Below are 22,834 nucleotides of genomic sequence, written 5' to 3'. Positions count from 1 at the left end.
TTTCCCGCCGTCCCTTTTGCGCGGCACCGGGCCGGTATGGCGGTTGAGCGGAGTGGGGTCAAGTGACCAAGGCCGTGGAACTAATAACCCAGGGGGCCGGGGCCGTACTGGCGGAGATCCTGCTGCTTGCGGAACAGCTCGCGCTGCTGCAGGGGGTCGAGCCGGCCCAGCGCGTCGTCGGTGCGCATCCGGTCGACCTCCGGGCTCATCAGGTCGCGCTTGGCGCGGTTGGTCAGCGCCTCGGTGGAGCCGGGAGGCGGCAGGGACGGCGTGGCCGGCTGGTCGATGGGCGGGGGCGGCGGAGACGAGCTGCCGCGGCGGCGGATCGGCGGCTGGTTGGGCGGCGGCTGGCCGGGCGCCTGCGACGCGTCGGAGAGTTTCTGCGGCGGGGCGGGCGGAGGCTGCTGCGCGGGGGCTTGGCGGGCGTTCTCCTCCGCCTGGATCTGCCGCAGGGTCTTCAACCCGCCGCCTTGCGCGGCCACCGGCGGTGCCGCCTGGGCACGCCCCGGCATGTCGTCGCGCACCTCCGCCGCGCAGGCCCCCAGCGCGAGCGCGGCAAACGTGGCGGCGACGGGCAACAGCGCGGCAATGGGGCGTGCGGTTGGGCGGATCGGTGTCATACCAACCAATGTCGTGCCCCACGGGGGCGGGACAAGGCCCTCTTCCCCAGTTCCCTCTTCTTGGTGAGGCCATAAGGGGACTCCCGCCCGCTGGCTTTTGCCGCTAGAATGTTCTTGTTTTGTTCGAATAAAAGCGGCTTGCGAAGCGAACGGTGAAGGGAGGGTGGGCATGGCGGAACGGACGGCGGAACGGACGGCGCGGCGCATCCTGTCCCTGTGGCTGCCGCGCCTGCCCACCGACGCCCACGGCCGGCGCCATCCGGAGCGGCGCGGCCATCCCCTGGCCGCCATCCTGGCGGAGCGCGGGCGGCTGGGCGTGGCCGCCGTCAACCGCGCCGCGGAGGAGGCCGGGGTGCGGCCCGGCATGAGTCTGGCCGACGCCCGCGCCATCGAGCCCGGTCTGGCCGTCTTCGACGCGGCCCCCGAGTCGGATGCCCGCCTGCTGGAGCGGATCGCCGGCTGGTGCACGCGCTACACCCCCTGGACCACCCCGGACGGCCCCGACGGCGTGGCTCTGGACATCACCGGCTGCGCCCATCTGTTCGGCGGGGAGAAGGCCATGGCCGCCGACCTGACCGCCCGTCTGGGCGCGGCGGGCTTCGAGTCGCGGGTCGCGGTGGCCGACACCCCCGCGGCGGCCTGGGCGCTGGCGCGGTTTGGTGCGAACACCCCCACCCTCCCGCTTCGCGGGTCCCTCCCTCCCCCGCTGCGCAGGGGAGGGACAGAAAGCTCCCTCCCCTGCGCAGCGGGGGAGGGCTGGGGTGGGGGCAAGGGTTTCCCCTCTCTGGCCCTCTCCCCCCTCCCCGTCGCCGCGTTGCGCCTGCCCGCCGCCACCGTGGACGGGCTGGTCGCGATGGGTTTGCGGCGGATCGGGGACCTGCACGCCATCCCCCGCGCCACGCTGGCCGCCCGCTTCGGGCCGGAGCTGCTGCGGCGGCTCGATCAGGCCTACGGGCGGCTGGACGAACCGCTGTCTCCCCGCCTGCCGGTGCCGCCGCACAGCGTCCGCTTCGCCCTGCCCGAGCCGGTTACCACCGCCGAAGCCATCGCCGAGGCGCTGCGCCGCCTGCTGACCCTCCTCTGCGCCGGGCTGGAGCGGAGCGGCGAGGGTGCCCGCCGCCTGCTGCTGGACCTGCACCGGGTGGACCGCCGGCTGGAGGACGCCCCTCAGACGCTGGCCATCGGCACCAGCCGCCCGGTGCGCCGCCCGGACGCGCTGATGCGGCTGTTCGCCCAGACGCTCGACCGGGTGGAGCCCGGCCCCGGTTTGGAACTGATGGTGCTGTCGGCCACCGAGGCCGGGCCGCTCTCCGCCGCGCAAGCCGCGCTGGACGGCGCATCGGTTGGAGGGGCGGGTGGAGGGGCGGACGGGCAGCCGGAGCTGGGCGAGCTGGTGGACCGGCTGGGCAACCGGCTGGGAGAGCGGGCGGTGCTGCGGCTGGTCCCGCGGCAAAGCTGGCTGCCGGAGCGCAGCGTGGCCCCCGCCCCGGCCTTCGCCGATGCACTTGGCGGTTTCCTTGGCGGTTCCCTGTGGCCCGCCGACCGTCCCCGCCCGGTGCGGCTGCTCGCCCCGCCGGAGCCCATCGAGGCGATGGCTCCGGTTCCTGACGACCCGCCGGTGATGTTCCGCTGGCGCGGCGTCCAGCATCGCATCCGCCTCGCCGACGGGCCGGAGCGGATCGAGGCCGAATGGTGGCGGCGCGACGGAAAGCCCCGTGATTATTACCGCGTCGAGGACGAGGCGGGCCGCCGCTTTTGGGTCTTCCGCCAGGGATTGTACCGGCCCGGCGTGAAGGCGCTGTGGTTCCTGCACGGCTTCTTCGGATAACGGGGCCGCCATGACCCCCTACGCCGAACTCCAGGTCTCCACCAGCTTCACCTTCCTGGAGGGCGCGTCCCACCCGGACGAGCTGGCCCTGACCGCCGCGGCGCTCGGCCACGCCGCCATCGCGGTGACCGACCGAAACTCGCTGGCCGGGGTGGTGCAGGCGCACGCCGCCGCCCGCAAGCATGGCCTGCGCCTGATCGTCGGCTGCCGGCTGGACCTGACCGACGCGGACAGCCTGCTCGCCTACCCCACCGACCGGGCGGCCTACGCGCGGCTGTCGCGGCTGCTGACGCTGGGCAAGCGGCGGGCGCCCAAGGGGGCCTGCTTCATCGCGCGCGCGGACGTGCTGGACCACGCGGAGGGGATGCTGTTCCTGCTGGTGCCGCCGGACCGGCGTGACCCCGCCTTCGCCCATGCGCTGCGCGGCTGGCGCAACGATCTGGGGAAGCGCCTGCACCTCGCCGCCAGCCACCGCTACCGCGGGGACGACCAGCGGCGGCTGTCCTGGCTGGCCGGGCTGGCGGAGGCGGAGCGCGTGCCGCTGGTGGCGACCAACGACGTGCTCTACCACTCGCCCGCCCGCCGCCCGCTGGCCGACGTGATGACCTGCATCCGCACCGGCACCACCATCGACGGCACCGGTGGCGAGGGGGCCGGCTGGCGCCTGTCCGCCAACGCGGAGCGGCACCTGAAGGCCGGGGTTGAGATGGCCCGCCTGTTCCGCCGCCACCCCGAGGCCGTCGCCCGCACGGTGGAGATCGCCGGCGCCTGCCGCTTCTCTCTGGAGGAGCTGCGCTACGAGTATCCGGACGAGGTGGCGGAGGACGGGCGCAGCCCGCAGGAGACGCTGACCGGCCTGACCTGGACCGGCGCCGCCCGCCGCTATCCGGACGGCGTGCCGGAGACGGTGACGAAGGCCCTGCACCACGAGCTGTCGCTGATCGGGCAGTTGGGCTACGCGCCCTATTTCCTGACGGTCCACGACATCGTGCGCCACGCCCGCTCGCGGGGCATCCTGTGCCAGGGGCGGGGGTCGGCGGCCAATTCGGCGGTCTGCTACTGCCTGGGCATCACGGAGATCGACCCGGCGCGTTTCGACCTGCTGTTCGAACGCTTCATCTCCGCCGCCCGCAACGAGCCGCCGGACATCGACGTGGATTTCGAGCATGAGCGGCGCGAGGAGGTCATCCAGTACATCTACGGGAAATACGGGCGCGAGCGGGCCGGGCTAACCGCCACCGTCATCCGCTACCGCGCGCGCGGCGCCATCCGCGAGGTCGGCAAGGCCATGGGCCTGTCCGCCGATCTGGTGGCGCGGCTGTCCGGCTCCGTCTGGGGCTGGAGCCGCCACGGCGTGGACGAGGAGCGCGCCCGGCAATACGGCTTCGACCCCGACGACCCGCGGCTCCGCCGGACGCTGGAACTGGCGCAGGAGCTGATCGGCTTTCCCCGCCACCTGTCGCAGCATGTCGGCGGCTTCGTCATCACGCGCGGCCCTTTGAGCGACCTGTGCCCCGTCGCCAACGCCGCGATGGAAGGCCGCACGACCATCGAGTGGGACAAGGACGACATCGACGCGCTGGGCATCCTGAAGGTGGACGTGCTGGCGCTGGGGATGCTGACCTGCCTGCACCGCGGCTTCGATCTGCTGGAGCGGCATTACGGGCGCTCCCTGACGCTGGCGGCGGTGCCGCAAGAGGACCCGGCGACCTACGACATGCTGTGCCGGGCCGACAGTCTGGGCGTCTTCCAGGTGGAAAGCCGGGCGCAGATGTCCATGCTGCCCCGCCTGCGGCCCAAGACCTTCTACGATCTGGTGATCGAGGTCGCCATCGTGCGCCCCGGCCCGATCCAGGGCGACATGGTCCACCCCTACCTGCGCCGCCGCACCGGCGAGGAGCGGGTCACCTACCCGTCTCCCGAACTCGAAAGGGTTCTGAAGAAGACGCTGGGCGTGCCGCTGTTCCAGGAGCAGGCGATGAAGATCGCCATCGTCGGCGCGGGCTTCAGCCCGGAGGACGCCGACCGGCTGCGCCGCGCCATGGCGACCTTCCGCAAGACCGGGCTGGTCCACACCTTCCGCGACCGTTTCATCGAAGGGATGGTCGAGCGGAACTACGACCGCGCCTTCGCCGAGCGCTGCTTCCAGCAGATCGAGGGTTTCGGGGAGTACGGCTTCCCGGAAAGCCACGCGGCGAGCTTCGCCCTGCTGGCTTATGTGTCGGCCTGGATGAAGTGCCATCATCCGGACGTCTTCGCCGCGGCGCTTCTGAACAGCCAGCCCATGGGCTTCTACGCCCCCGCCCAGATCGTCCGCGACGCCCGCGAGCACGGGGTGACCGTGCTGCCCCCGGACGTGAACCGGTCGGATTGGGATTGCACGCTGGAACCCCTTTCCAAAACGGGGACGCATACCCTCTCCCCCCCGGGGAGAGGGGAGGGTGAGGGGGATGCCCTTGTGCCGGACGTTCCAGAGCCGCGAAGCCCCCTCACCCCAACCCTCTCCCCGGGGGGGAGAGGGAGCATCGGGAACATCCGCCACGCCCTGCGGCTCGGCCTGCGGCTCGTCCGGGGGATGGACGAGGAGGACGCCCGGCGGCTCGTGCTGTGCCGCGGAGCGGGCTACCGCGATCCCTACGACCTGTGGCGCCGCGCGCGGATGCCCGTCGCGGGGCTGGAGCGGCTGGCCAGGGCCGACGCCTTCCGCTCCGTCGGGCTGGACCGGCGGGCCGCGCTGTGGGCGGTGAAGGCGCTGGGGGCACAGCCGCTGCCGCTGTTCGCCGGTCTCGCCGACTCCGCCCAGCGGGAGCCGGAAACGCTCCTGCCCACGATGGCCCTGGGCGAGCATGTGGTGATGGATTACGGCAGCCTGTGCCTGTCGCTGAAGGCGCATCCCATGGCCCTGCTGCGGGACGGCTTTGCCGGGGTGGTCCCGGCGGAGCGGCTGGGCTCGGTGCGGGCCGGCACGCGGCTGACCGTGGCGGGGCTGGCGCTGGTGCGTCAGCGGCCCGGCAGCGCCGAGGGCGTGGTCTTCATCACGCTGGAGGACGAGACCGGCATCGCCAACCTCGTCATCATGCCGGACATGTTCGAGACATTCCGCAAGGCGATCCTCGGCGCCCGCCTGATCGCCGCCACCGGGCGGGTGGAGCGCACCGGCAAGCCGAACCCCGAAGGCGGCGAGGTCATCCACCTGCGCGTGGAGCGGCTGACCGACCTGACGCACCGCCTGCGCGACCTGACCGACCCCGACGCCTCCACCGGCCCCTCCACCGCCGCCTCCGCCGCCGCGGTCTTCCCGGAGGGCCGGAATTTCCGGTGAGGGATGGGGGCCCGACCGCTCAGTCGATCAGGTCCGCGACCTCGCGCACACGCCCGTTGTCGATCATGAACTGGACCAGATCGGGCCGCTCCCGGCCATAGCTGGCGTGACGGGCGCGGACGGCGGCGACCAGTTCGCCCCGGCGGTCCAGGATTTCGTCGGCGAACTCGATCATGCGCAGGTTGGGCCACGCCTTGTGGCGGATGCCGACCACGGCGGCCATCGCCTCGGCGGCGGGGCGGTCGGGGCTGGCCTGGGCCAGGATCATGGTCAGGGCAGCGGTCGAACGCGAAATGCCCGCGTGGCAATGGACCAGAAGGCCGCCCACCCCGGTCGGCTCGGTCATCAGGTCGCGCCCGAAGGCGAGGATGCGCTCCACGTCCGCGCGCTGCGGCAGGCTCTGGCCCATGTAGGGGTCGATGATGTCGTGGAAGCGCAGTTCCAGCCGCTTGTGCTCGCCGTAGGCGCCGAAGGCGGTCGGCTCCGGGTGGCCGGGGTCGAGGATCGACAGGACGTGGGTCACACCGGACTCGCAGAAGCCGTTCAGCTCCTCGATGCCGCAAACGGTCAGTCCGAAGGGAACGAAATCGCGGGCCATGGTCCTCGTCTCTTGCCTTTACCGCGCGGAGGGCGGCGCGGTTCGCATGTGGCGCCGCCGGTCCGTGCCGTCAAGCCGATCGGAGGACCCGATCAGAGAACGTTGAACAGATACAGCAGAAGAATGATCGGAATGGGAAGCCCGATAAGCCACAGCAGCACGCCCTTCATGGATCGCTCCCTTGGTTGAGGCCGGAACGGCCGACGCAATCCCCAACAGCGCAAGAGCGCATTGGTGCCGCAGCCGCCCCCGTCGAGAGGGGCTTACCCGGAAAGAGCGATCCCGGAAGAGGCGCGGATTATTCCGTCCCGTCCGATTCCGGTGCCGGTCCCTCCGCCGGGGCGCGGGGCGGCAGCACGGGGCGTGGGCGCGGCGCCCGCAGCTTCTTCAGCAGCAGCGAGAAGGGCTTCAGCGCGCGGTCGAGGATCGCCGGCTCGGCCTCCAGCCGCGACAGCAGGAAGGCGGCGGCCTCCAGCGTCGACACGCTGTCGCGCCGCGGCTCCTTGCGGGCCTGCCCGTAGAGGGAGCGGAAATTCGGGTTCAGCACGATGCGGCGGCACTTCAGAAGCCACGGGTTGCGCCACCACAGCGTCTTGGCCTGGCTCCAGGTGCCGTCCAGGACGATGACGCCCTCCAGATCGGCCAGCACCAGATCGCTGTCCTTCTGGGGATTGCCGCCCTTGTCCACCACGGCGACCTCCGGCTGGGGACCGGCGCCCTGCTTGACCGGGCCGAGATAGAGCACGCCCCAGCGCTTGTAATCGACCTCGCGCCCCAGGATGCGCTTCAGGTTCGACCAGCTCAGCCCCACCTTCAAGGCGGAGTTCCTGAACTGGAGATGGGCGATCTGCGCGGTGCCCAGCGTCTCGCGCTTTTCCTGCGGGTGCTGGAGGATGAGCAGGAAGACGGCGTTGTCGATCGGCTCCACCGCCTCGCAAACGCACAAGTGCACAGGTTTCAGGCAGGTGGGGCAGGGTTCGGCGTGCATGATCGGTCTCGGAGAAGGGAACATCCGCGGAAGACGGGACGGCGGGGACTATGGGCCGCCCGCTTGGAAAAAGGAACCGGCCTGGAAAAAGAAACAGGCGGCATTAAAGTTTGCATAACGGGTGATCTGCATCACTTAGAGGCCTGGACCTTGCATGATAGCGTTCAGGCACACAGGACGGGTTGGGCCGAGGGCGGCCGACAGGACCGCTCCCCAGGCTCTCCCGCCGCTCAGAAGGAGGCTTGCCATGCTGCCCGCTCATCTGGCCGCCCGCTTGCTGGAGCAACGCCGGGCCGAGCAATCGGCGGAATTCGCCCGGCAACTGCCGCTCTATGCGGACGACGCGCCCTTTCCCCTCGACGCCGAACCGGACGGCGAGACCCCGCGCACGGAACCCGACTGGGCCACCAACTACTGACGGGAAAAGCGACGGGCGGTTCCATCACGCAACCCGTCACGCCACCTCGGCCCAGGGCTGTCCGCTTCGCTCCACCGCGACCGGACGCCGGACGGGGGTGGAAACGGCCCGGTCCGTCGCGGCGACGAGGGCGCCGTCGCGCCATTCCAGCAGCCACACCCCCGGACGCCCGCCCCGGCAGCGTTCCAGTTCGGCGCGCCAGCGCGGGTCGCCCACGCCCGGCTCCTCCGGTTGGCTGGGGGCCGGCGCGATCCGCCAGCGGGTGACCGCCGCGCTCGCCGCGGACCGGCGGGCGGCGCTCTGCAACAGGACTCCGGTCACACCCGACGACTCGGCGGCCAGTTGAAGCCGGCGGCTCGCCGTCAGGTCCAGCCCTCCCACCTCCCCCAGCACGGCGGACAGCCGCTTGCAGCGCAAGGCCTCCTCCATCGCCCACAGCGCGTCGGCGTCGCGCGTCGCGCGCACGGCGATCAGCCGGTCCGGCGTCAGCCCATAGGCGGCCAGCCCGGCGGCGTGCAGGTCGCGTCCCCGGACGATCCACAGCGCGGGCGCCGATTCGCTGGCGATGCGGGCCAGAAGATGCGCGGCGAAGGCCGTGCCGGCGCCCGGCTCCTCCCCCGCCACCTCGTGCAGGCAGCCGAGCGGCAGGCCGCCCGCCGGGAAGGCCGAGTCGAGGCCGGGCAGGCCGAAGGGCAGAACGCGCGCGCCCTCCCCGCCCAGACCTTCCAGACCCCGGATGCGGGCGCGCAGGTCGGCCAGCAGAGCCGACCGGTCCGGCGGGGCAACGGGCGGGGCAACCGGCAGGGACGCTTCGGGCATGGGATGATCGGGCGACAGGTCGGGCATGACTCGGGTCCGCTGATCAGGTTTTTGTTCCTGATACGTTCTATCATGCCCGGCCCGTCCAGGGGAGTCCGGAAAGCGAAAGGGGGCGCCCTTTCGGACGCCCCCTCGCAAGACCGGTTGAGGAGTGGAGAACGGATCAGCCGGTCTGTTGGATCGCCGACAGGACCCAGCGTCCGCCGCGCGGACGGGTGAAGGTCCAGATTTCCGTGGCTTCGACCGGACGGTTCGGGTCGCCCTCGACCACGCGGTTGCTGGCGCGGTCCACCGTCACGTCGGTCAGCGAGAAGCGCATCGCCACGGTGGCGTATTCCACGTTGCCCTCGCGCCACGCCTCGGCCAGGTCGCCCTGGAGCAGGCGGACGTCGGACAGACGGTTGACCACGCCGCGGTTGTGGTTGGCCGTCAGTTCCTCGGTGAAGTAGGAGGCCATCTCCGGCGTCACGGCGCCACGCAGCGTCGCCAGATCCTCGTTGCCGTAGGAGGTCTGGACCGTGACCAGGGTCTGCTCGAACGCCTGGTAGTCGGCGGGGGTGATGCCCACGTCGTCGCGGCGCACGCCCGGACGGCTGCCCGCCGGACCCGCGGCAGCACCGCCGCGGCCACCACCAAGCGGGCCACCACCCAGCGGGTTATGGCGCACATCCGCCGCGTCCCGGTTCATGGCGCCGGGATTCATGGCGCCCGGATTCGGGCCGGCATAGGCGGTGTTGGGAGCGCCCATGCCCGCGGGCCGGGCCGCGCCCGCCGAGCGGTTGCGGAAGAAGCGGATGGCCAGCCGCACCAGGAAGACGACCAGCAGGATCTGGAGGATGAAGCCCAGGATGCCGGCGAAGCTGCCCAGCCCGTCGAGGAAGCCGCCGCCGAACAGCATGCCGGCGATGCCGGCGCCGATCAGGCCGCCCATCAGGGCCGGCATGAAGCCGCCGCGCGAGAAGAAGCCGCCGCGCTGCGCCGCCGCCGGGTTCGTCATGCCGGGCTGCTGCATGCCCGGCTGTTGCGCGCCGGGGGCCGGGGTCGGGGTGGCCGTCCGCTCCATCGGAGCGGCGGTGCGCGGCGCGGTGTTGGTCGCAGCCGGCGCTTCAAACGTGCGCGCGCCGCGGCTGCCCGCGGAACTGCTCTTGCCCGCGCGGGCGTCGGCGGTGCCGGCGGTCAGCGCCACGGCCAGCGCCAGAGCGACGGCGCCGAAGGCGCGGGCCGGGCGGCGGCCCGAATTGCGGGTGGCGGTGCGGGGGGATCGCGTGTTCTGGATCATGGCCGTGTTCGGTAAAGCCCTCGGTTCAGGGGGATGCTCATCGTCGTAGCATCCTCCTATATGGTATGGCTGCCCTGCCGTTTTAGAGGGGCGGCGGCCGAACCGGTCAAAAAATGCACAGAATGCGTGTGGCGCCCCTTCAGGCCGCCCCCTCAGGTCGACCCGTCAGGCCGAGGCGCGCTGCCAGACGGCGCCGTCCCGGCCCGTGACGATGGGGGCCGGCGGCGCGGCGGTGGCCCGCTCCGCCAGATCCAGCGACGTCCAGACGCGGCGGCGGACCTCCATCTGCCGGCGGCAGTCGCGCGAGCAGTAGAGCGGCGCCGGTCCGCGCGGCGAGCTGCGGTGGAACGGCTGCCCGCAGCAGGCACAATAAAGAGTGTTCATGGTTATCCTCCCAAGGTCTTTTCCGACTTCCGGCACCGCCCATCGCTCGTGGAACGGCCGCCTGTTCGGTTCTTTTCGGTCTTCATCTCTGGCTTGCACGCACCATTGTTGTCCCCCGACACTCCGCAGACCAGAGGGGCGTTCGGCATATGGCTGCCGCCCTCGCTGCGAAAGCCTGGAGCGGCGGGGAAAACTTTGCGGTCACAAATATTTAGTGGCTGATCATCCCCATTCCGCGCGTCCATTTGCCGCATCTGCCCCGATGCCGCATTATCCGTTCGGATGATGACCCCGCGTCCTCCCGACAATGCGTATGACGACGACCCCGCCGGACATGTGAGCGCGTCCGTGGCACCGAACACCCGATGGAGATAGGCCGGGAACCGCAGGGCGCAGCCGCGGGTTGCTCACCCGACACGCCCGTCCGGCTCCGCCCACGGCTCCACTCCCGGCGGCGCTCCAGGGCGGCACTCCAGCTCCGGTGAAGCCATGAGCGACATCCGCACGCGTCCCGCGCCCGCCTCCACCCTTTCAGGCGGCACCACGGCGCCACCGGTCATCGACATCGACCTGAACCGGCTGGAACGGCTGCGCCGGCTGACGCGGCTGATGGACACGCGCTGGCGCATTCCCGGCACGCGCATTCCCATCGGGCTGGACGGCATCGCCAGCGTCGTCCCGGTCATCGGGGACACGGCGACCGCCGTGGTGTCGGCCTACATCATCCTGGAGGCGGCCCGCTTCGACCTTCCGAAAAGCCTGATCGCGCGCATGGTCGCCAACCTCGCCGTGGACTGGGCCGGCGGGTCGGTCCCCGTGCTGGGGACGATCTTCGACATCGGCTTCAAGGCGAACCGCCGCAACCTCGACCTGCTGCACGAGCATCTGGAGAACCGTCTGGGCGGGATCGCCTAGACAGCCACTCCTTCGACAGCCACTCCTTCGACAGCCGCTTCTCCGCCATCGGCAAAACCCTTGCATGCGTCCGGTCATTCGCCCCTCGAACGGGCGGTGACTGGAGGAACGCATGACCGTCATGTCCATCGCGCGAGGGCTGCGGAGCGCCGCCCCGGCGCACCGTTTCGCTTCCGCAACGCTTCCGGCGGATCAAGGGCTTGCCGACGCTTTTGCCGCCGCCGCCGCCGCACCCGCGCGGGAGGCCGGGACGTTCCGTCCCCGCGCCGGGGCGGGCGGCAAAACTTTCCGGGTGGACGCTTTTGCCGGGGTGCTGGCGCGGAAAACCGCCGCCTTCACCAAGGAACTGGCCGACATCGCGCTGGCCGACATCACGCTCGACATGGATGCGGAGGGGCGCGTCACCGCGGCCGGCGGCCATCCGGGCAAGGCGGCGGTCGAGCGTCTGTTCGCCGGGAACCCGGACTTCGCCAACCGTTACCGCGAGGTCGCCGGGGGGCACGCCTTCCTGGCGCACTGCCGCGTCGCCGCCCGCTTCCAGATCGAGTTGGAGGACAGCAGGACGGAGGAGGAGCGCAAGGCCATCCTGCGGCGCTACGACTCCATGTTCTCCCGGATCGACGGGGTCCGCGGGCGGATGTCCTGGTCCGGCGGGCGGCTCGCCAGCGCCGCGATGGAGATGGCCGCAGGACTGCTATGAAGGGTAACCCCCCGCCGGGCGCCCCGACGCTTGACTTGTGTCAAAGCGGCGGGATGCCGTCTGCACGATCCTCCCCGCCATGAACGCGATCTCCCCCGTGGCCTGCGCCACCGCCGCCCCGACCGCCCCGCTGAACGCCGCCCTGCTCGCCAAGTATGACGGGCTGCGGGTGCCCCGCTACACCAGCTATCCGACGGCGCCGCACTTCACCCCCGCCGTGGGGGCGGAGCGCTACGCGGCCTGGCTGGCGGAGCTGGACACGGCGGCCCACACGGGGTCGCTGTACCTGCATGTGCCCTTCTGCGCGAAGATGTGCTGGTACTGCGGCTGCCACACCAAGATCGTCGCCCGCTACGCCCCCATCGCGGAGTATCTGGGGCACCTGCGGCGCGAGGTGGGCATGGTGGCCGACCGCATCCCCGGACGGCTGCGGGTGCGGCACATCCATTTCGGCGGCGGCACCCCGACCATGATGGCGCCGGACGACTTCGAATCGCTGATCGACCTTCTGCGCGCCCGCTACGACGTGGCGCCGGACGCGGAGATCGCGGTGGAGATCGACCCGCGCACCCTGACCCGCGAGATGGCGGAGGCGCTGGGCCGCGCCGGGGTCAACCGCGCCTCGCTGGGCGTGCAGGACTTCGACGCCGACGTCCAGGCCGCCATCAACCGCATCCAGCCGCGCGAGCAGACCGAGCAGACGCTGGAGTGGCTGCGTGCCAACGGCATCGGCCACATCAACCTGGACCTGATGTACGGCCTGCCCAAGCAGTCGGTGGAGAGCGTCGCGCGGTCCGCCGAGATCGCCCTGACCATGGCGCCGGACCGGCTGTCGGTCTTCGGCTACGCCCATGTGCCGTGGATGAAGACGCATCAGAAGAAGATCGACGAATCGGCGCTCGCCGGCACGCTGGGCCGGTGGGAGCAGTTCGCGGCCATCGCCGACGTGCTGACCGACGCCGGTTTCCGCCCCATCGGGCTGGACCATTTCGCTAAGCCGGACGACGAGCTGTCGGTGCAGCAGGCCGAGGGGCGGCTCAGCCGCAACTTCCAGGGCTACACGACCGACGACGCGGAAGTGCTGCTGGGCTTCGGCGCCTCCTCCATCGGGGCGCTGCCGCAGGGCTATGTGCAGAACGCCGTCCCCTTCGACCAGTACGCCCAGGCCGTCGAGGCCGGGCGCTTCCCGACGGGCAAGGGGCTGGCGCTGACCGCCGACGACCGGCTGCGCCGCGACCTGATCGTGCGGCTGATGTGCGACCTGTCGGTGGATGTCGGCGCGGTGGCCCAGGCCCACGGGCTGGACGCCGGGACCTTCGACGCCGACCTGGAGGCCATGGCCGATCTGGTCGCCGACGGGGTGGCCGTGGTGAATGGGCGCCGCATCGACGTGCCGGAACCCGCCCGCCCGCTGATGCGCATCGTCGCCGCGCGCTTCGACACCTACCTGTCCACCGGGGCCGGGCGGCACAGCCGGGCCGTGTGAGCCGGGCGTGTGATCCGGGCGGCGTGATTTGCCCGGTGTGATTCTGGGCGCGGGGGGCGCGTTTTCCCTGCCTCTGGCCTTCCGCGCGCAAATCGGCGAAACTGGCGCCCATTGAACGCCTTTGCGGACGCGGCAAAGGGACAGGCTCCAGGGACGGGCACCGATGATCACGCTCTACACCTTCGCCTCGCCGAACGGGCAAAAGGCTTCGATCCTGCTGGAGGAGCTGGGCCTCACCTACAGGGTCCACAAGGTCGACATCGTGGCGGGCGACAACCGCCACCCCGACTATCTGGCGATCAGCCCCATCGGCAAGATCCCGGCCGTCGTGGAGGATCTGCCCGGCGGCAAGAAGCGCCGGCTGTTCGGGTCGGGCGCCATCCTGCTGCACTACGCGGAGCGCACGGGCCGCCTGCTGCCCGAAGGGGTGGACGACCGGGCGGAGGCGATGAGCTGGCTGATGCTGGGCGTCAGCGACCTCGGCCCCACCGGCGTCAACAAGTTCCGCTTCTCGGTGATGGCGCCGGAGAAGATCCCCTACGCCATCGACCTTTTCAAAGGCGAGCTTCAGCGCATCTACGCCGCGCTGGAGGAACGGCTTGCCGGGAACGCGTATCTCGCCGGCTCCTACTCGATCGCCGACATCGCCTGCTTCCCCTTCGCCGCCGTGGTGGCCAAGGCGGACGGCAACGTGCTGGAGCGCTATCCCAACGTGAAGCGCTGGCACGACACCGTCGCGGAGCGACCGGCGGTCAAGCGCGGCATGGCGGTGCCGGAGTGAGCCGCCCCATGCGTTTGCCGACCGCCCTTGTCGCCATTGTCGCCCTGGCCGCCGCCCTGCCCCTGCTGGGCGCCTGCCAGACGGTCCCGGACGGGGCGGACCGCGCGTCCCTTCTGCCCACGGACGCCGATCCCGGCACCTATTGGCAGGGCGACCGCAGCCAGGCCTACGAGCGCGCCTATGTGGTCGCCCGCAACCCGCAGGACTGGACCGACCTCTGGGCGCGCGTCGGCGAGGAGGCGCCGGTTCCCCTACCCGGCGACCGCATGGCCGTGGCGGTCTTCCTCGGCCCCCGCGACACCGGCGGCTACGGCGTGTCCATCGACAGCGCGCGGGCGTCCGGCGGGAATATCGTGATCGGCTACCGCGAACGCGTCCCCGGCCCGGCCATGGCGGTCACCCAGATGCAGACCAGCCCTTACGCGGTGCGGTTGATTCCGCTGGCGAATGGGGCGGCGAAGTTTCAAAGGGAGAGGTGAGGGGGAGTGGTTGCGCTGGCCCCCCACCCTTCCCACGGCTTCGCCGCGGGCCCCTTCCCTCCCCCGCCTTCGGCAAGGGAGGGTTAGGGAGGGGGCAATACCTGCCCAAACACCAACGCTCTACCTCTTCCCCACCACCCGCGGGTCCAGCGCGTCCTGAAGCCCGTCGCCCAGCAGGTTGACGGCGATCACCGTCAGGAAGATCAACAGCCCCGGCCACACCGCCAGCAGGGGCGCCGTGCCCACCAGTTCCTGCGCGTTGGTCAGCATGTTGCCCCAGGAGGGCAGCGGCGGCTGAATGCCCAGGCCCAGGAAGCTCAGCACCGACTCCAGCAGGATCACGTTGCCGACCGTCAGCGTCGTCGCCACCACGGCGGGGGCGGCGACGTTCGGCAGGATGTGGGCCAGCATGATGCGGCGGCTGTCCGCCCCCATCGCCACCGCCGCCCGCACATAGTCGCGCCGCCGCGCCGACAGGGTGGCCCCGCGCACCAGCCGCGCCACCGTCGTCCAGCCGAACAGCGCCACCAGCACGACGATGCGCAGCAGGCTGGTGTCCTCCGCCCCCGCCACCTCCGGCGGAACGCCAAGCCGCGTCAGGTCGATGGCGCCCAGCACGATCAGCAGCGGCAGCAGCGGCAGCGCGATCAGCCCATCGGTGACCCGCATCAGCAGATCGTCCAGCCGCCCGCCGAAATAGCCGGCCAGCAGCCCGATCCCCGTGCCGATCACGGCGGAGGCCAGCGCCGCCGCCACCCCCACGAACAGCGACACCCGCCCGCCGTAGAGCAGCCGCACCAGCACGTCGCGCCCCAGCTCGTCCGTGCCCAGCGGGTGCAGGGCCGAAGGCGGGCCGAAGCGGTCGAGCAGGCTGATGCCCGTGGCCTCCACCCCCAGCCAGGACTCCACCCAGGGCGCCGCCGCCGCCGCGACCGCCAGGACCAGCAGCAGCAGGGCGCTGACCACCGCCAGTCGGTGGCGGGCGAAGCGGCGCAGGAAGCGCCCCGCCCTCAAGCCCCGTCCCCCTTGAAGGAGATGCGCGGGTCCAGCCCGGCGTAGGCGGCGTCGGCCAGCAGGTTGCCGGCCAGCGTCGTCAGCGTCGCGAACAGCAGCGCCACCAGCGCCACGTTCAGGTCGTTGCCCATGATGCTGTCGTAGATCAGCTTGCCCATGCCCGGCCAGGCGAACATCGTCTCCGTCACCAGCGCGCCGGAGAAGAGGGCGCCGAACTCCAGCGCCACGATGGTCACGATGGGGATGGTCGCGTTGCGCAGCGCGTGGCGCCAGACCACCCGCCCTTCCCCCAGCCCCTTGGCGCGGGCGGTGCGGACGTAGTCCTGCCGAAGCTCCCCCATCATCGCGGCGCGGACGTAGCGCGTGTAGCCGCCGATGCTCGCCAACGTCAACGAGGCCACCGGCAGCACGAGGTAGGGCAGCCGCTCCCACCAGCCTTCCCCGCCCACCGGACCGAGGCCGGAGGCGGGCAGCCATTGCAGCTCCACCGCGAAGAGCAGGATCAGCAGCAGCGCCAGCCAGAAGGCCGGGACGGAGATGCCGGCGAAGCAGAACAGGTTGATGGCGTTGTCCGCCCAGCCATAGGGCCGCCGCGCTGCGTAGACGCCGAGCGGCAAAGCCACCGCCAGGGTCAGCGCCATGGCCGCCCCCAGCAGAAGCAGCGTGTTGCCCAGCCGCGGAATGAGGATCGTCAGCACCGGCTGTGCGTAGAGCCGCGAGAAGCCGAAATCCCCCGCCAGCGCCGCCTGGAGCCAATGCCAGTAGCGCTCCAGCAACGGCTTGTCGAGGCCGTAGAGCGCCTTCAGCCGCGCCGCGTCGGCGGGCGTGGCGCGCGGGTTGCCGGCCAGCATCATGTCCACCGGGTCGCCCGGCATCAGCGTCATCAGGACGGTGATGACGAAGCTCATCAGCAGCAGGACGACCAGCGCCTGGAGCAGCCGGGAGGCGAGGAAGCGGGTCATGGGCAGGTGATGGGGGTGTTGGAGGGGTGGTTGCGCGGGGCCCCCTCCCTAACCCTCCCCCACCTTCGGCGGGGGAGGGAATCGGAAGCCCTCCCCCGCGAAGTGGGGGAGGGTTGGGTGGGGGCCCGACCCGACACCCTCACTCCTTCGCCTTCCACGTCTCGATCCACAGGGTGCTGGAATCCAGATGCCCGGTCGGCACCACCCCCTCCAGCCAGGGCGGCAGGATGAACGGGTCGGCGCGGAAGAACAGCGGCAGGTTCGGCAGGTCCTGAGCGTAGAGCGTCTGCATCTTCGCCCACAGCGCGCGGTTGGCCTCCGGCTCGCAGACATGCTCCAGGTCTTCCAGAACCTTGTCCATCTCCGGGTTCCGGTAGCCGGTGTAGTTCTGGCCCGCCCAGTTGTTGGCCTCCGTCGGGATCATGCTGGAATGCAGAATGGTGCGCGGGATGTTCTCCGGCGCGCTGATCCAGGCGAACAAAGCCATCGACTTGAAGCGGCGCTTCTCCAGCGTGTCGCCGAACAGGACGCGGGCGGGTTCGTTGACGATGCGCACCTCCACCCCGGCCTGCCGCCACTGGGCCTGGAGCACCTGCTGCAACACCTCGCGGGAGCGGTTGCCGGCGGTCGTCATGATCTCCAGCGACAGCCGCTCCCCCTTGGCGTTGTGGCGCACCCCGGCGCGCCGCTCGCTCCAGCCCGCCTCGTCCAGCAGCTTGCCCGCCAGAGCCGGGTCGAAGGCATAGGTCGGGTAGCCCGGTACGTGCACGCGGTCGAGCGGGCTGATCTCGTTGTGGGCGACCGGCTGGCGCCCGCCATAGAGCTGTTTGGAGATCGCCTCGCGGTCGATGGCGTGCAGCAGCGCCCGGCGCACGCGCACGTCGGCCAGCGCCGGGTTGTCGAGGTTCAGCTCGACATGCTCGAAGAACAGGCCGGGCTTGTAGAAGACGTTGTAGCGGCTGCCGTGCCGCTTCTCGAAGGCGAGCACCTGATCGAGCGGCAAACCGGTCTCCCCCGGCACCATGTCCACCTGACCGGCCAGAAGGTTGGCCTCCAGCGCGGCGGTGTTCTCGATGGCCTTCACGACCACCCGCTTGAAGGCCGGCTTCGCCCCCCACCAGGTCGGGTTCGGCTCCAGCACCACATGGCTTCCCGGCTCGACCTGGGCGATGCGGTAGGGGCCGAACCACAGGCCGGGGTTCGTCGTGTCGGTCTCGTATTTCGAGCGGTTGCGGTAGGTCGCCGGGTCCGCCTCGAACACCGCGCGCTCCAGATGGGCGGGCAGGATCTCGAAGTCGTTGATCTCGGCGTAGCTGCACACCGCCTTGTCGCGGTGGATGGTGAAGGTGCGCTCGTCCTTCGCGTCGATCGCCACGATGTCGCGCGCGAACAGGTCGAAGTTGCTGTAGCCGCTCTGCGGATGCTTGCCGACCGTCCAGGTGAACAGCACGTCCTCGGTCGTCACCGGCGTTCCGTCGCCCCAGGCCGCCTTGGGGTTGATGGTGTAGGTGACCTTGATGCCCTTCTTGCCGTCGGCCCGCGTCTCGTACTCCGCCGTGCCCTTGTCCAGCGCCGGCAATTCGGTGCAGAGCAGGCAGGTCAGCCGCCAGTCGGCGTCGTAGGCGGTGAAGGGCCGGCGCGCCATGGACAGGACGTAGCTCTTGGCCATCATCGCTTCCATGGAGGGGTGCCAGTTCGACGGGAACTGGGTCATGCCGATCACCAGCTCGTCCTTCGCCGCGAAAGCGGGGGCGCCCATCAGGGCGGCGGCCAGGGTAAGGGCGGCTATTCCCGTTCGCATCGCGGCGTCGTCTCCGTCCGGTGAAGTCCCGGCTACGAACTATGGGGACCCGCGGCCCCGCGGTCCAGCGCCGATGCGGCTTTCGCGAAGCCCCAAGGGAAGCCCCAAGGGAAGCCCTTGACGGAACGGGGCCGCGGGTGTTTGTGGTCTGCCCCATACGCAACCGAATGGATGGGGAGCCCGACACGCCATGGCCGGCACCGTGACCCTGACGCGCGACGGCGTCGTCGCCACGCTGACGCTCAGCAACCCCGACAAGCTGAACGCCTTCGACAAGCCGATGTGGCACGCGCTGATCCCGCTGCTGCGCCAGCTCGGTGCCGACGAGACGGTGCGCGCGGTGGTGCTGCGCGGGGCCGGCGGGCGGGCCTTCAGCCCCGGCGCCGACATCTCCGAATTCGAGACGGAGCGCAACAGCCCCGAGCAGGGCGCCGACTATGGCGTGCTGATGGACGAGGGGCTGACCCTGCTGCGCGAATCGCCGCATCCGACGCTGGCGGCGATCCAGGGGGCCTGCTGCGGGATCGGGCTGGCGGTGGCGCTGGCCTGCGACCTGCGGGTCTGCACCGCGGGCAGCCGCTTCGGCGTGCCGGTCAGCCGGCTCGGCATCTCCATGGCGCTGCCTGAGTTGAAGTTGCTTCATGACATCGCGGGCGGGCCGGCGGCTCTGGAAATCCTGCTGGAAGGCCGCGTCTTCGGCGCGGAGGAGGCCAAGGACAAGCGGCTGGTCCACCGCGTTGTGGCCGAAGAGGCGTTCGAGGGCGAGATCGCCGCGACCTGCGAGCGCATCGCCGGTGGCGCCCCGCTGGCCGCCCGGCTGCACAAGCAGTTCGTCCGCCGCCTGTCCGATCCGGCGCCATTGTCCGAGGCGGAGATCGCCGAATGCTACCACTGCTTCGGCACGGAAGACTTCCGCGAGGGCTACCGGGCGTTCCTGGAGAAGCGCAAGCCGGTGTTCAAGGGGCGGTGAGTGGGGGCGGTGAGTGGGGGCGGTGAGTGGGGGCGGTGAGCGCCCGCGCATGCCAGGGTTCACCCCGTAGCGGTGGTTTCCGGACGGCGGAAGTCCAGATTGGGATGACCTCCCCATCGTTCCTTCCGCCGCGTCCACCATGCCCCGCGCCACCCGCTTCATTCCCTTCATCATCGCCTGCGCCCTGTTCATGGAGAATCTGGACGCGACGGTGATCGCCACGGCGCTGCCGGAGATCGCGCGGTCGATGGGCGAGGACCCGCTGCGCCTCAGCCTCGCCATGACTTCCTACATGCTGGCGCTGGCGGTGTTCCTGCCGGTCAGCGGCTGGATGGCCGACCGCTACGGCGCGCGGACGGTCTTCGCGGCGGCCATCGCGGTGTTCACGGTGGGCTCCGTCCTCTGCGGCCAGGCGGACGGGCTGTATGAGCTGGTGGCGGCGCGCATCCTTCAGGGGCTGGGCGGGTCGATGATGGTGCCGGTCGGGCGGCTGATCCTGCTGAAGACCGTGCCGAAGGAAAAGCTGGTCGCCGCCATGGCGCAGATGACCCTGCCGGCGCTGATCGGCCCGGCGCTGGGCCCGCTGGTCGGCGGCTTCATCGCCACCTACGCCTCCTGGCGCTGGATCTTCTACATCAACGTGCCGATCGGGCTGATCGGGATCGCGCTGGTGCTCAGGCTGATCCCCAACGTGCGCGAGACCGGGCGCGACCCCTTCGACGGCCGCGGCTTCGCGTTGAGCGCCCTGGCCCTGGCCGCGCTGATGTTCGGGCTGGAGAATGTGGGCCGCGGGGTGATGCCGCCCGCCGCGGTGGCCGGGGTGCTGGGGCTGGGCTTCGCCGCCGCGTGGCTCTATCTGCGCCACGCCCGCGGGGTGGAGCGGCCGGTGCTCGACCCGTCGCTGCTGCGCCTGCCGACCTACTTCGCCTCCATCATGGGCGGCACGCTGTTCCGCATCGGCATCGGCGCCGTGCCCTTCCTGATGCCGCTGATGCTCCAGGTCGGGTTCGGGCGCACGCCTTTCGAATCCGGGGCGCTGACCTTCGCCGGGGCCGCCGGGGCGCTGACCATGAAGGCGTTGGCCGGACCCATCCTGCGCCGGCTGGGCTTCCGCCGCGTGCTGACCGCCAACGCGGTGCTGAGCGGCCTGATCCTGGCGAGCTACGCCGCCTTCCGGCCCGAGACGGCGCACTGGGTCATCCTGGGCGCGCTTCTGATGGGCGGCTTCTTCCGCTCGCTCCAGTTCACCGGCCTGAACAGCCTGGCCTACGCCGAGGTGCCCAAGGAGCGGCTGAGCCGCGCGAACACGCTGGCCAGCGTGATGCAGCAGGTCTCGCTCAGCCTGGGCGTGGCGATCGGGGCGACGGTCCTGCACCTGACGCAGAGCCTCAACGCCGGCCATGGTGCTCCGCTGACGCCCACCGACTTCGCGCCGGCCTTCCTGACGGTCGGGGCGATGGCCTGCGCGTCGGCCCTGTTCTTCCTGCCGCTGCCGCCCGACGCCGGTTCGGAAATCAGCGGCCACCGCGCCCGCGCGCGGGCCAAGGAGCCGCCGCGCGCCCTGGAGGCCGCGGACTGAAGCCGCCGGCTGGGGGCGGCGGTTACGGCTCGTCCCAATCCGGCTCGTCGGCCTTGATGAGTTCCACGAGCCGGGCCACCCGGCCCGAGGGGGGATGCCGCGTCGCCTCCCCCATGTAATCGTCGGCGCCGGTCCAACTGGCGGCCTCCATCAATTCGGCGGGGCTGGCGCCCGTGCCGATGATGCTGGCGATGCGCATGTCGTCCAGGTGCCCGCAGATATCGATCACCTGATCGCGGGTGAGCGCCGGCTGATGCTGATCGGGCATCGGGACATCCTCCTTCCCAAATTTGCCTTCACAAGTCTGCGTCACCCCGGATTAGCGGCCCTGCGCCCGGCCGGCGCAACGGCGCAAGGGTGGAATCCCCGCCGCAACAAGGGGGATGCCCGGGTCTTGGGTCCCGAGTCTGGCGCTCCCTCTCCGCCCTTCGACGATCGTCCGAGCAATTCCGGCGAGAATCGGTCGTCCCTCGGTTGCGGAAAAGGAGGAAATCCCACAATGCGGGATAAATAATTGTGGGCTCTTCGCAGCACATCGGAAAATTCTTACCAAGCTTGGCTCTTTTTCGTGCCGTCCGCCATTGGTTGGGGGTGCGTTCGCCGCGCGTTCCCGGTATAAATGAGCATGGCGGCCATGCGCCGTCCTCAAGAATGAACGGGAGGCTCCCCGCCAGGGCGCGGGCAGCAAGACAGGCATGATGGACTGGGACAAGCTTCGGGTCTTCCACGCCGTGGCCGAGGCTGGAAGTTTCACGCACGCCGGCGAAACGCTGAATCTCAGCCAGTCGGCGGTCAGCCGCCAGATCAGCGCGCTGGAGGAAAGCCTGGGCGTGCCGCTGTTTCACCGGCACGCGCGCGGCCTGATCCTGACCGAGCAGGGCGAACTGCTTCACCGCACCGCCCGCGACGTCTTCGCCAAGCTGTCGATGACCGAGGCGATGCTGACCGAAAGCCGGGAGCATCCGAAGGGTCCGCTGCGCGTGACCACCACGGTGGCCTTCGGCTCGACATGGCTGACCCCGCGCGTCAACGAATTCCTGTCGATCTACCCGGACATCCAGCTCACCCTGCTGATCGACGACAACGAGCTGGATCTGGCGATGCGCGAGGCGGACATCGCCATCCGCATGAACACGCCGCGCCAGCCGGACCTGATCCAGCGCCACCTCATGTCGGTGCACTTCCACCTCTACGCCCACCAGGAGTATCTGAAGAAGCGCGGCACCCCGAAGATCGCCGCCGACCTGGACGGGCATGACATCGTGGCCTACCCGCCGGACGTCCGCGCCCCCATCGCCAACGTCAACTGGATCAACGAGGTGGGCGACCCGGCCCCGGGCGCGCGCAAGCCGATCCTGCAGGTCAACAGCATCTACGCCATGTACCGCGCGGTGGAGAGCGGCCTGGGCATCGCCGCCCTTCCGGACTTCCTGGTGGACGGCAGCAAGGAATTGGCCCGCGTGCTGCCGGACGTGGACGGCCCGAAGGTGGACGCCTACTTCGTCTATGCGGAAGAATTGCGCCATTCCAAGCGCATCGCCGTGTTCCGCGACTTCCTGGTGAAGAAGGTGGCGGAGTCGGCGTTCTGAGCCAGCCCAACCTTTGTGCAGGCGGAGTTCTTGCCTGTTTTTGATGCAGAGGCGTCCGGCGATCAGCGTCGGGCGCCTTTCTTTTTGTACGGATCGTGCCCGAAACCGCTCCGCATCTTTGCAATCCGGTTGCCGTGTTCGGCCAGGGACCACCTACCCTTTGGCTCCATACATGCCCGTACGCCAAATTTTCGCGCTTATTCAACCCTTTACAAGCTATGCGGTTCTCGCATGGCCGAATTGGATATTTGGGGATGGAATCCTTTGGGCAGAATGGTCAAATCTTGGGCGTTGGATGTTGC

At 70.5% G+C, this 22,834-nt stretch carries 21 protein-coding genes; 11 read left to right on the top strand and 10 right to left on the bottom strand.

Going from position 1 to position 22,834, the window contains the following annotated elements; genetic code table 11:
* Positions 1-80: 80 nt before the first annotated feature.
* Positions 81-620 (bottom strand): hypothetical protein, encoded by a 540-nt coding sequence (locus DS843_RS08950; protein ID WP_149468539.1) that lies wholly within the window; start codon positions 618-620, stop codon positions 81-83.
* 169 nt (positions 621-789) lie between these two features.
* On the opposite strand from DS843_RS08950, the gene DS843_RS08945 reads away from it, so the two are divergent.
* Both DS843_RS08945 and DS843_RS08940 read left to right on the top strand, forming a co-directional pair.
* On the top strand, positions 790-2,448 hold the full coding sequence (locus DS843_RS08945; RefSeq protein ID WP_149468538.1) for a Y-family DNA polymerase: 1,659 nt from the start codon (positions 790-792) through the stop codon (positions 2,446-2,448).
* Between the two features lie 10 nt (positions 2,449-2,458).
* Positions 2,459-5,770 (top strand): error-prone DNA polymerase, encoded by a 3,312-nt coding sequence (locus tag DS843_RS08940; RefSeq protein ID WP_149468537.1) that lies wholly within the window; start codon positions 2,459-2,461, stop codon positions 5,768-5,770.
* Between the two features lie 19 nt (positions 5,771-5,789).
* Here DS843_RS08940 and DS843_RS08935 read toward each other — a convergent pair whose 3' ends face one another.
* Positions 5,790-6,368: a tyrosine phosphatase family protein gene (locus DS843_RS08935; RefSeq protein ID WP_149468536.1), complete on the bottom strand. Its 579-nt coding sequence runs from the start codon at positions 6,366-6,368 to the stop codon at positions 5,790-5,792.
* Positions 6,369-6,666: 298 nt separating this feature from the next.
* On the bottom strand, positions 6,667-7,356 hold the full coding sequence (locus tag DS843_RS08930) for a tRNA-uridine aminocarboxypropyltransferase (RefSeq protein ID WP_149468535.1): 690 nt from the start codon (positions 7,354-7,356) through the stop codon (positions 6,667-6,669).
* Positions 7,357-7,603: 247 nt separating this feature from the next.
* On the opposite strand from DS843_RS08930, the gene DS843_RS31115 reads away from it, so the two are divergent.
* Entirely contained in the window at positions 7,604-7,774 is a 171-nt protein-coding gene (locus tag DS843_RS31115; protein ID WP_167525245.1) for a hypothetical protein, read from the top strand.
* Between the two features lie 36 nt (positions 7,775-7,810).
* On the opposite strand, the gene DS843_RS08925 is transcribed toward DS843_RS31115, so the two are convergent.
* From DS843_RS08925 to DS843_RS08915, 3 genes are all read right to left on the bottom strand, one after another.
* Positions 7,811-8,620 carry an ImuA family protein gene (locus tag DS843_RS08925; RefSeq protein ID WP_286192014.1) on the bottom strand — a complete coding sequence of 270 codons (810 nt, stop codon included), beginning with the start codon at positions 8,618-8,620 and terminating at the stop codon, positions 7,811-7,813.
* A gap of 136 nt (positions 8,621-8,756) precedes the next feature.
* Positions 8,757-9,872 (bottom strand): Tim44 domain-containing protein, encoded by a 1,116-nt coding sequence (locus DS843_RS08920; RefSeq protein ID WP_149468534.1) that lies wholly within the window; start codon positions 9,870-9,872, stop codon positions 8,757-8,759.
* Between the two features lie 165 nt (positions 9,873-10,037).
* A complete protein-coding gene (locus DS843_RS08915; protein ID WP_149468533.1) occupies positions 10,038-10,256 on the bottom strand; it encodes a hypothetical protein in 219 nt (72 codons plus the stop codon).
* Positions 10,257-10,745: 489 nt separating this feature from the next.
* Here DS843_RS08915 and DS843_RS08910 point away from each other — a divergent pair, with 489 nt between their 5' ends.
* The 5 genes from DS843_RS08910 to DS843_RS08890 all read left to right on the top strand — a co-directional run bounded on the left by DS843_RS08910 (position 10,746) and on the right by DS843_RS08890 (position 14,617).
* Complete coding sequence (locus DS843_RS08910; RefSeq protein WP_149468532.1) at positions 10,746-11,171, top strand: DUF4112 domain-containing protein; 426 nt, start codon at positions 10,746-10,748, stop codon at positions 11,169-11,171.
* A gap of 112 nt (positions 11,172-11,283) precedes the next feature.
* Positions 11,284-11,871, top strand: coding sequence for a hypothetical protein (locus DS843_RS08905; protein WP_149468531.1), 588 nt, complete (start codon positions 11,284-11,286; stop codon positions 11,869-11,871).
* A gap of 79 nt (positions 11,872-11,950) precedes the next feature.
* The gene (gene hemN, locus DS843_RS08900) at positions 11,951-13,357 is read left to right on the top strand and encodes an oxygen-independent coproporphyrinogen III oxidase (protein WP_208852207.1); all 1,407 of its coding nucleotides are present in this window, start codon (positions 11,951-11,953) and stop codon (positions 13,355-13,357) included.
* 163 nt (positions 13,358-13,520) lie between these two features.
* On the top strand, positions 13,521-14,138 hold the full coding sequence (locus tag DS843_RS08895) for a glutathione S-transferase family protein (protein WP_149468530.1): 618 nt from the start codon (positions 13,521-13,523) through the stop codon (positions 14,136-14,138).
* An 8-nt stretch (positions 14,139-14,146) separates the two neighbouring features.
* Complete coding sequence (locus DS843_RS08890; RefSeq protein ID WP_149468529.1) at positions 14,147-14,617, top strand: protease complex subunit PrcB family protein; 471 nt, start codon at positions 14,147-14,149, stop codon at positions 14,615-14,617.
* 120 nt (positions 14,618-14,737) lie between these two features.
* Here the strand turns inward: DS843_RS08890 and DS843_RS08885 are convergent, their stop codons facing one another.
* The 3 genes from DS843_RS08885 to DS843_RS08875 all read right to left on the bottom strand — a co-directional run bounded on the left by DS843_RS08885 (position 14,738) and on the right by DS843_RS08875 (position 18,394).
* On the bottom strand, positions 14,738-15,631 hold the full coding sequence (locus DS843_RS08885) for an ABC transporter permease (RefSeq protein WP_149468528.1): 894 nt from the start codon (positions 15,629-15,631) through the stop codon (positions 14,738-14,740).
* On the bottom strand, positions 15,628-16,593 hold the full coding sequence (locus DS843_RS08880; protein WP_149468527.1) for an ABC transporter permease: 966 nt from the start codon (positions 16,591-16,593) through the stop codon (positions 15,628-15,630). Before DS843_RS08880 ends, DS843_RS08885 begins: the two co-directional genes overlap by 4 nt.
* A 139-nt stretch (positions 16,594-16,732) precedes the next feature.
* Positions 16,733-18,394 carry a peptide ABC transporter substrate-binding protein gene (locus tag DS843_RS08875; protein WP_149468526.1) on the bottom strand — a complete coding sequence of 554 codons (1,662 nt, stop codon included), beginning with the start codon at positions 18,392-18,394 and terminating at the stop codon, positions 16,733-16,735.
* 190 nt (positions 18,395-18,584) lie between these two features.
* Between DS843_RS08875 and DS843_RS08870 the strand changes: the two genes are divergently transcribed.
* Positions 18,585-19,364 carry an enoyl-CoA hydratase-related protein gene (locus DS843_RS08870; protein ID WP_149468525.1) on the top strand — a complete coding sequence of 260 codons (780 nt, stop codon included), beginning with the start codon at positions 18,585-18,587 and terminating at the stop codon, positions 19,362-19,364.
* A 139-nt stretch (positions 19,365-19,503) separates the two neighbouring features.
* Positions 19,504-20,943 carry a DHA2 family efflux MFS transporter permease subunit gene (locus tag DS843_RS08865; protein WP_149468524.1) on the top strand — a complete coding sequence of 480 codons (1,440 nt, stop codon included), beginning with the start codon at positions 19,504-19,506 and terminating at the stop codon, positions 20,941-20,943.
* A gap of 22 nt (positions 20,944-20,965) precedes the next feature.
* Here the strand turns inward: DS843_RS08865 and DS843_RS08860 are convergent, their stop codons facing one another.
* Positions 20,966-21,211 carry a hypothetical protein gene (locus DS843_RS08860; RefSeq protein ID WP_149468523.1) on the bottom strand — a complete coding sequence of 82 codons (246 nt, stop codon included), beginning with the start codon at positions 21,209-21,211 and terminating at the stop codon, positions 20,966-20,968.
* 430 nt (positions 21,212-21,641) lie between these two features.
* On the opposite strand from DS843_RS08860, the gene DS843_RS08855 reads away from it, so the two are divergent.
* Positions 21,642-22,532, top strand: coding sequence for a LysR family transcriptional regulator (locus tag DS843_RS08855; RefSeq protein ID WP_149468671.1), 891 nt, complete (start codon positions 21,642-21,644; stop codon positions 22,530-22,532).
* Positions 22,533-22,834: the final 302 nt, after the last annotated feature.

Origin of the sequence: Roseomonas genomospecies 6 (assembly GCF_008365375.1) — a bacterium.
In the GTDB taxonomy this organism is placed as follows: Bacteria; Pseudomonadota; Alphaproteobacteria; order Azospirillales; family Azospirillaceae; genus Azospirillum.
Note: the sequence above shows the minus strand (reverse complement) of the source record. Positions and strands in the feature narration are given on the sequence as shown.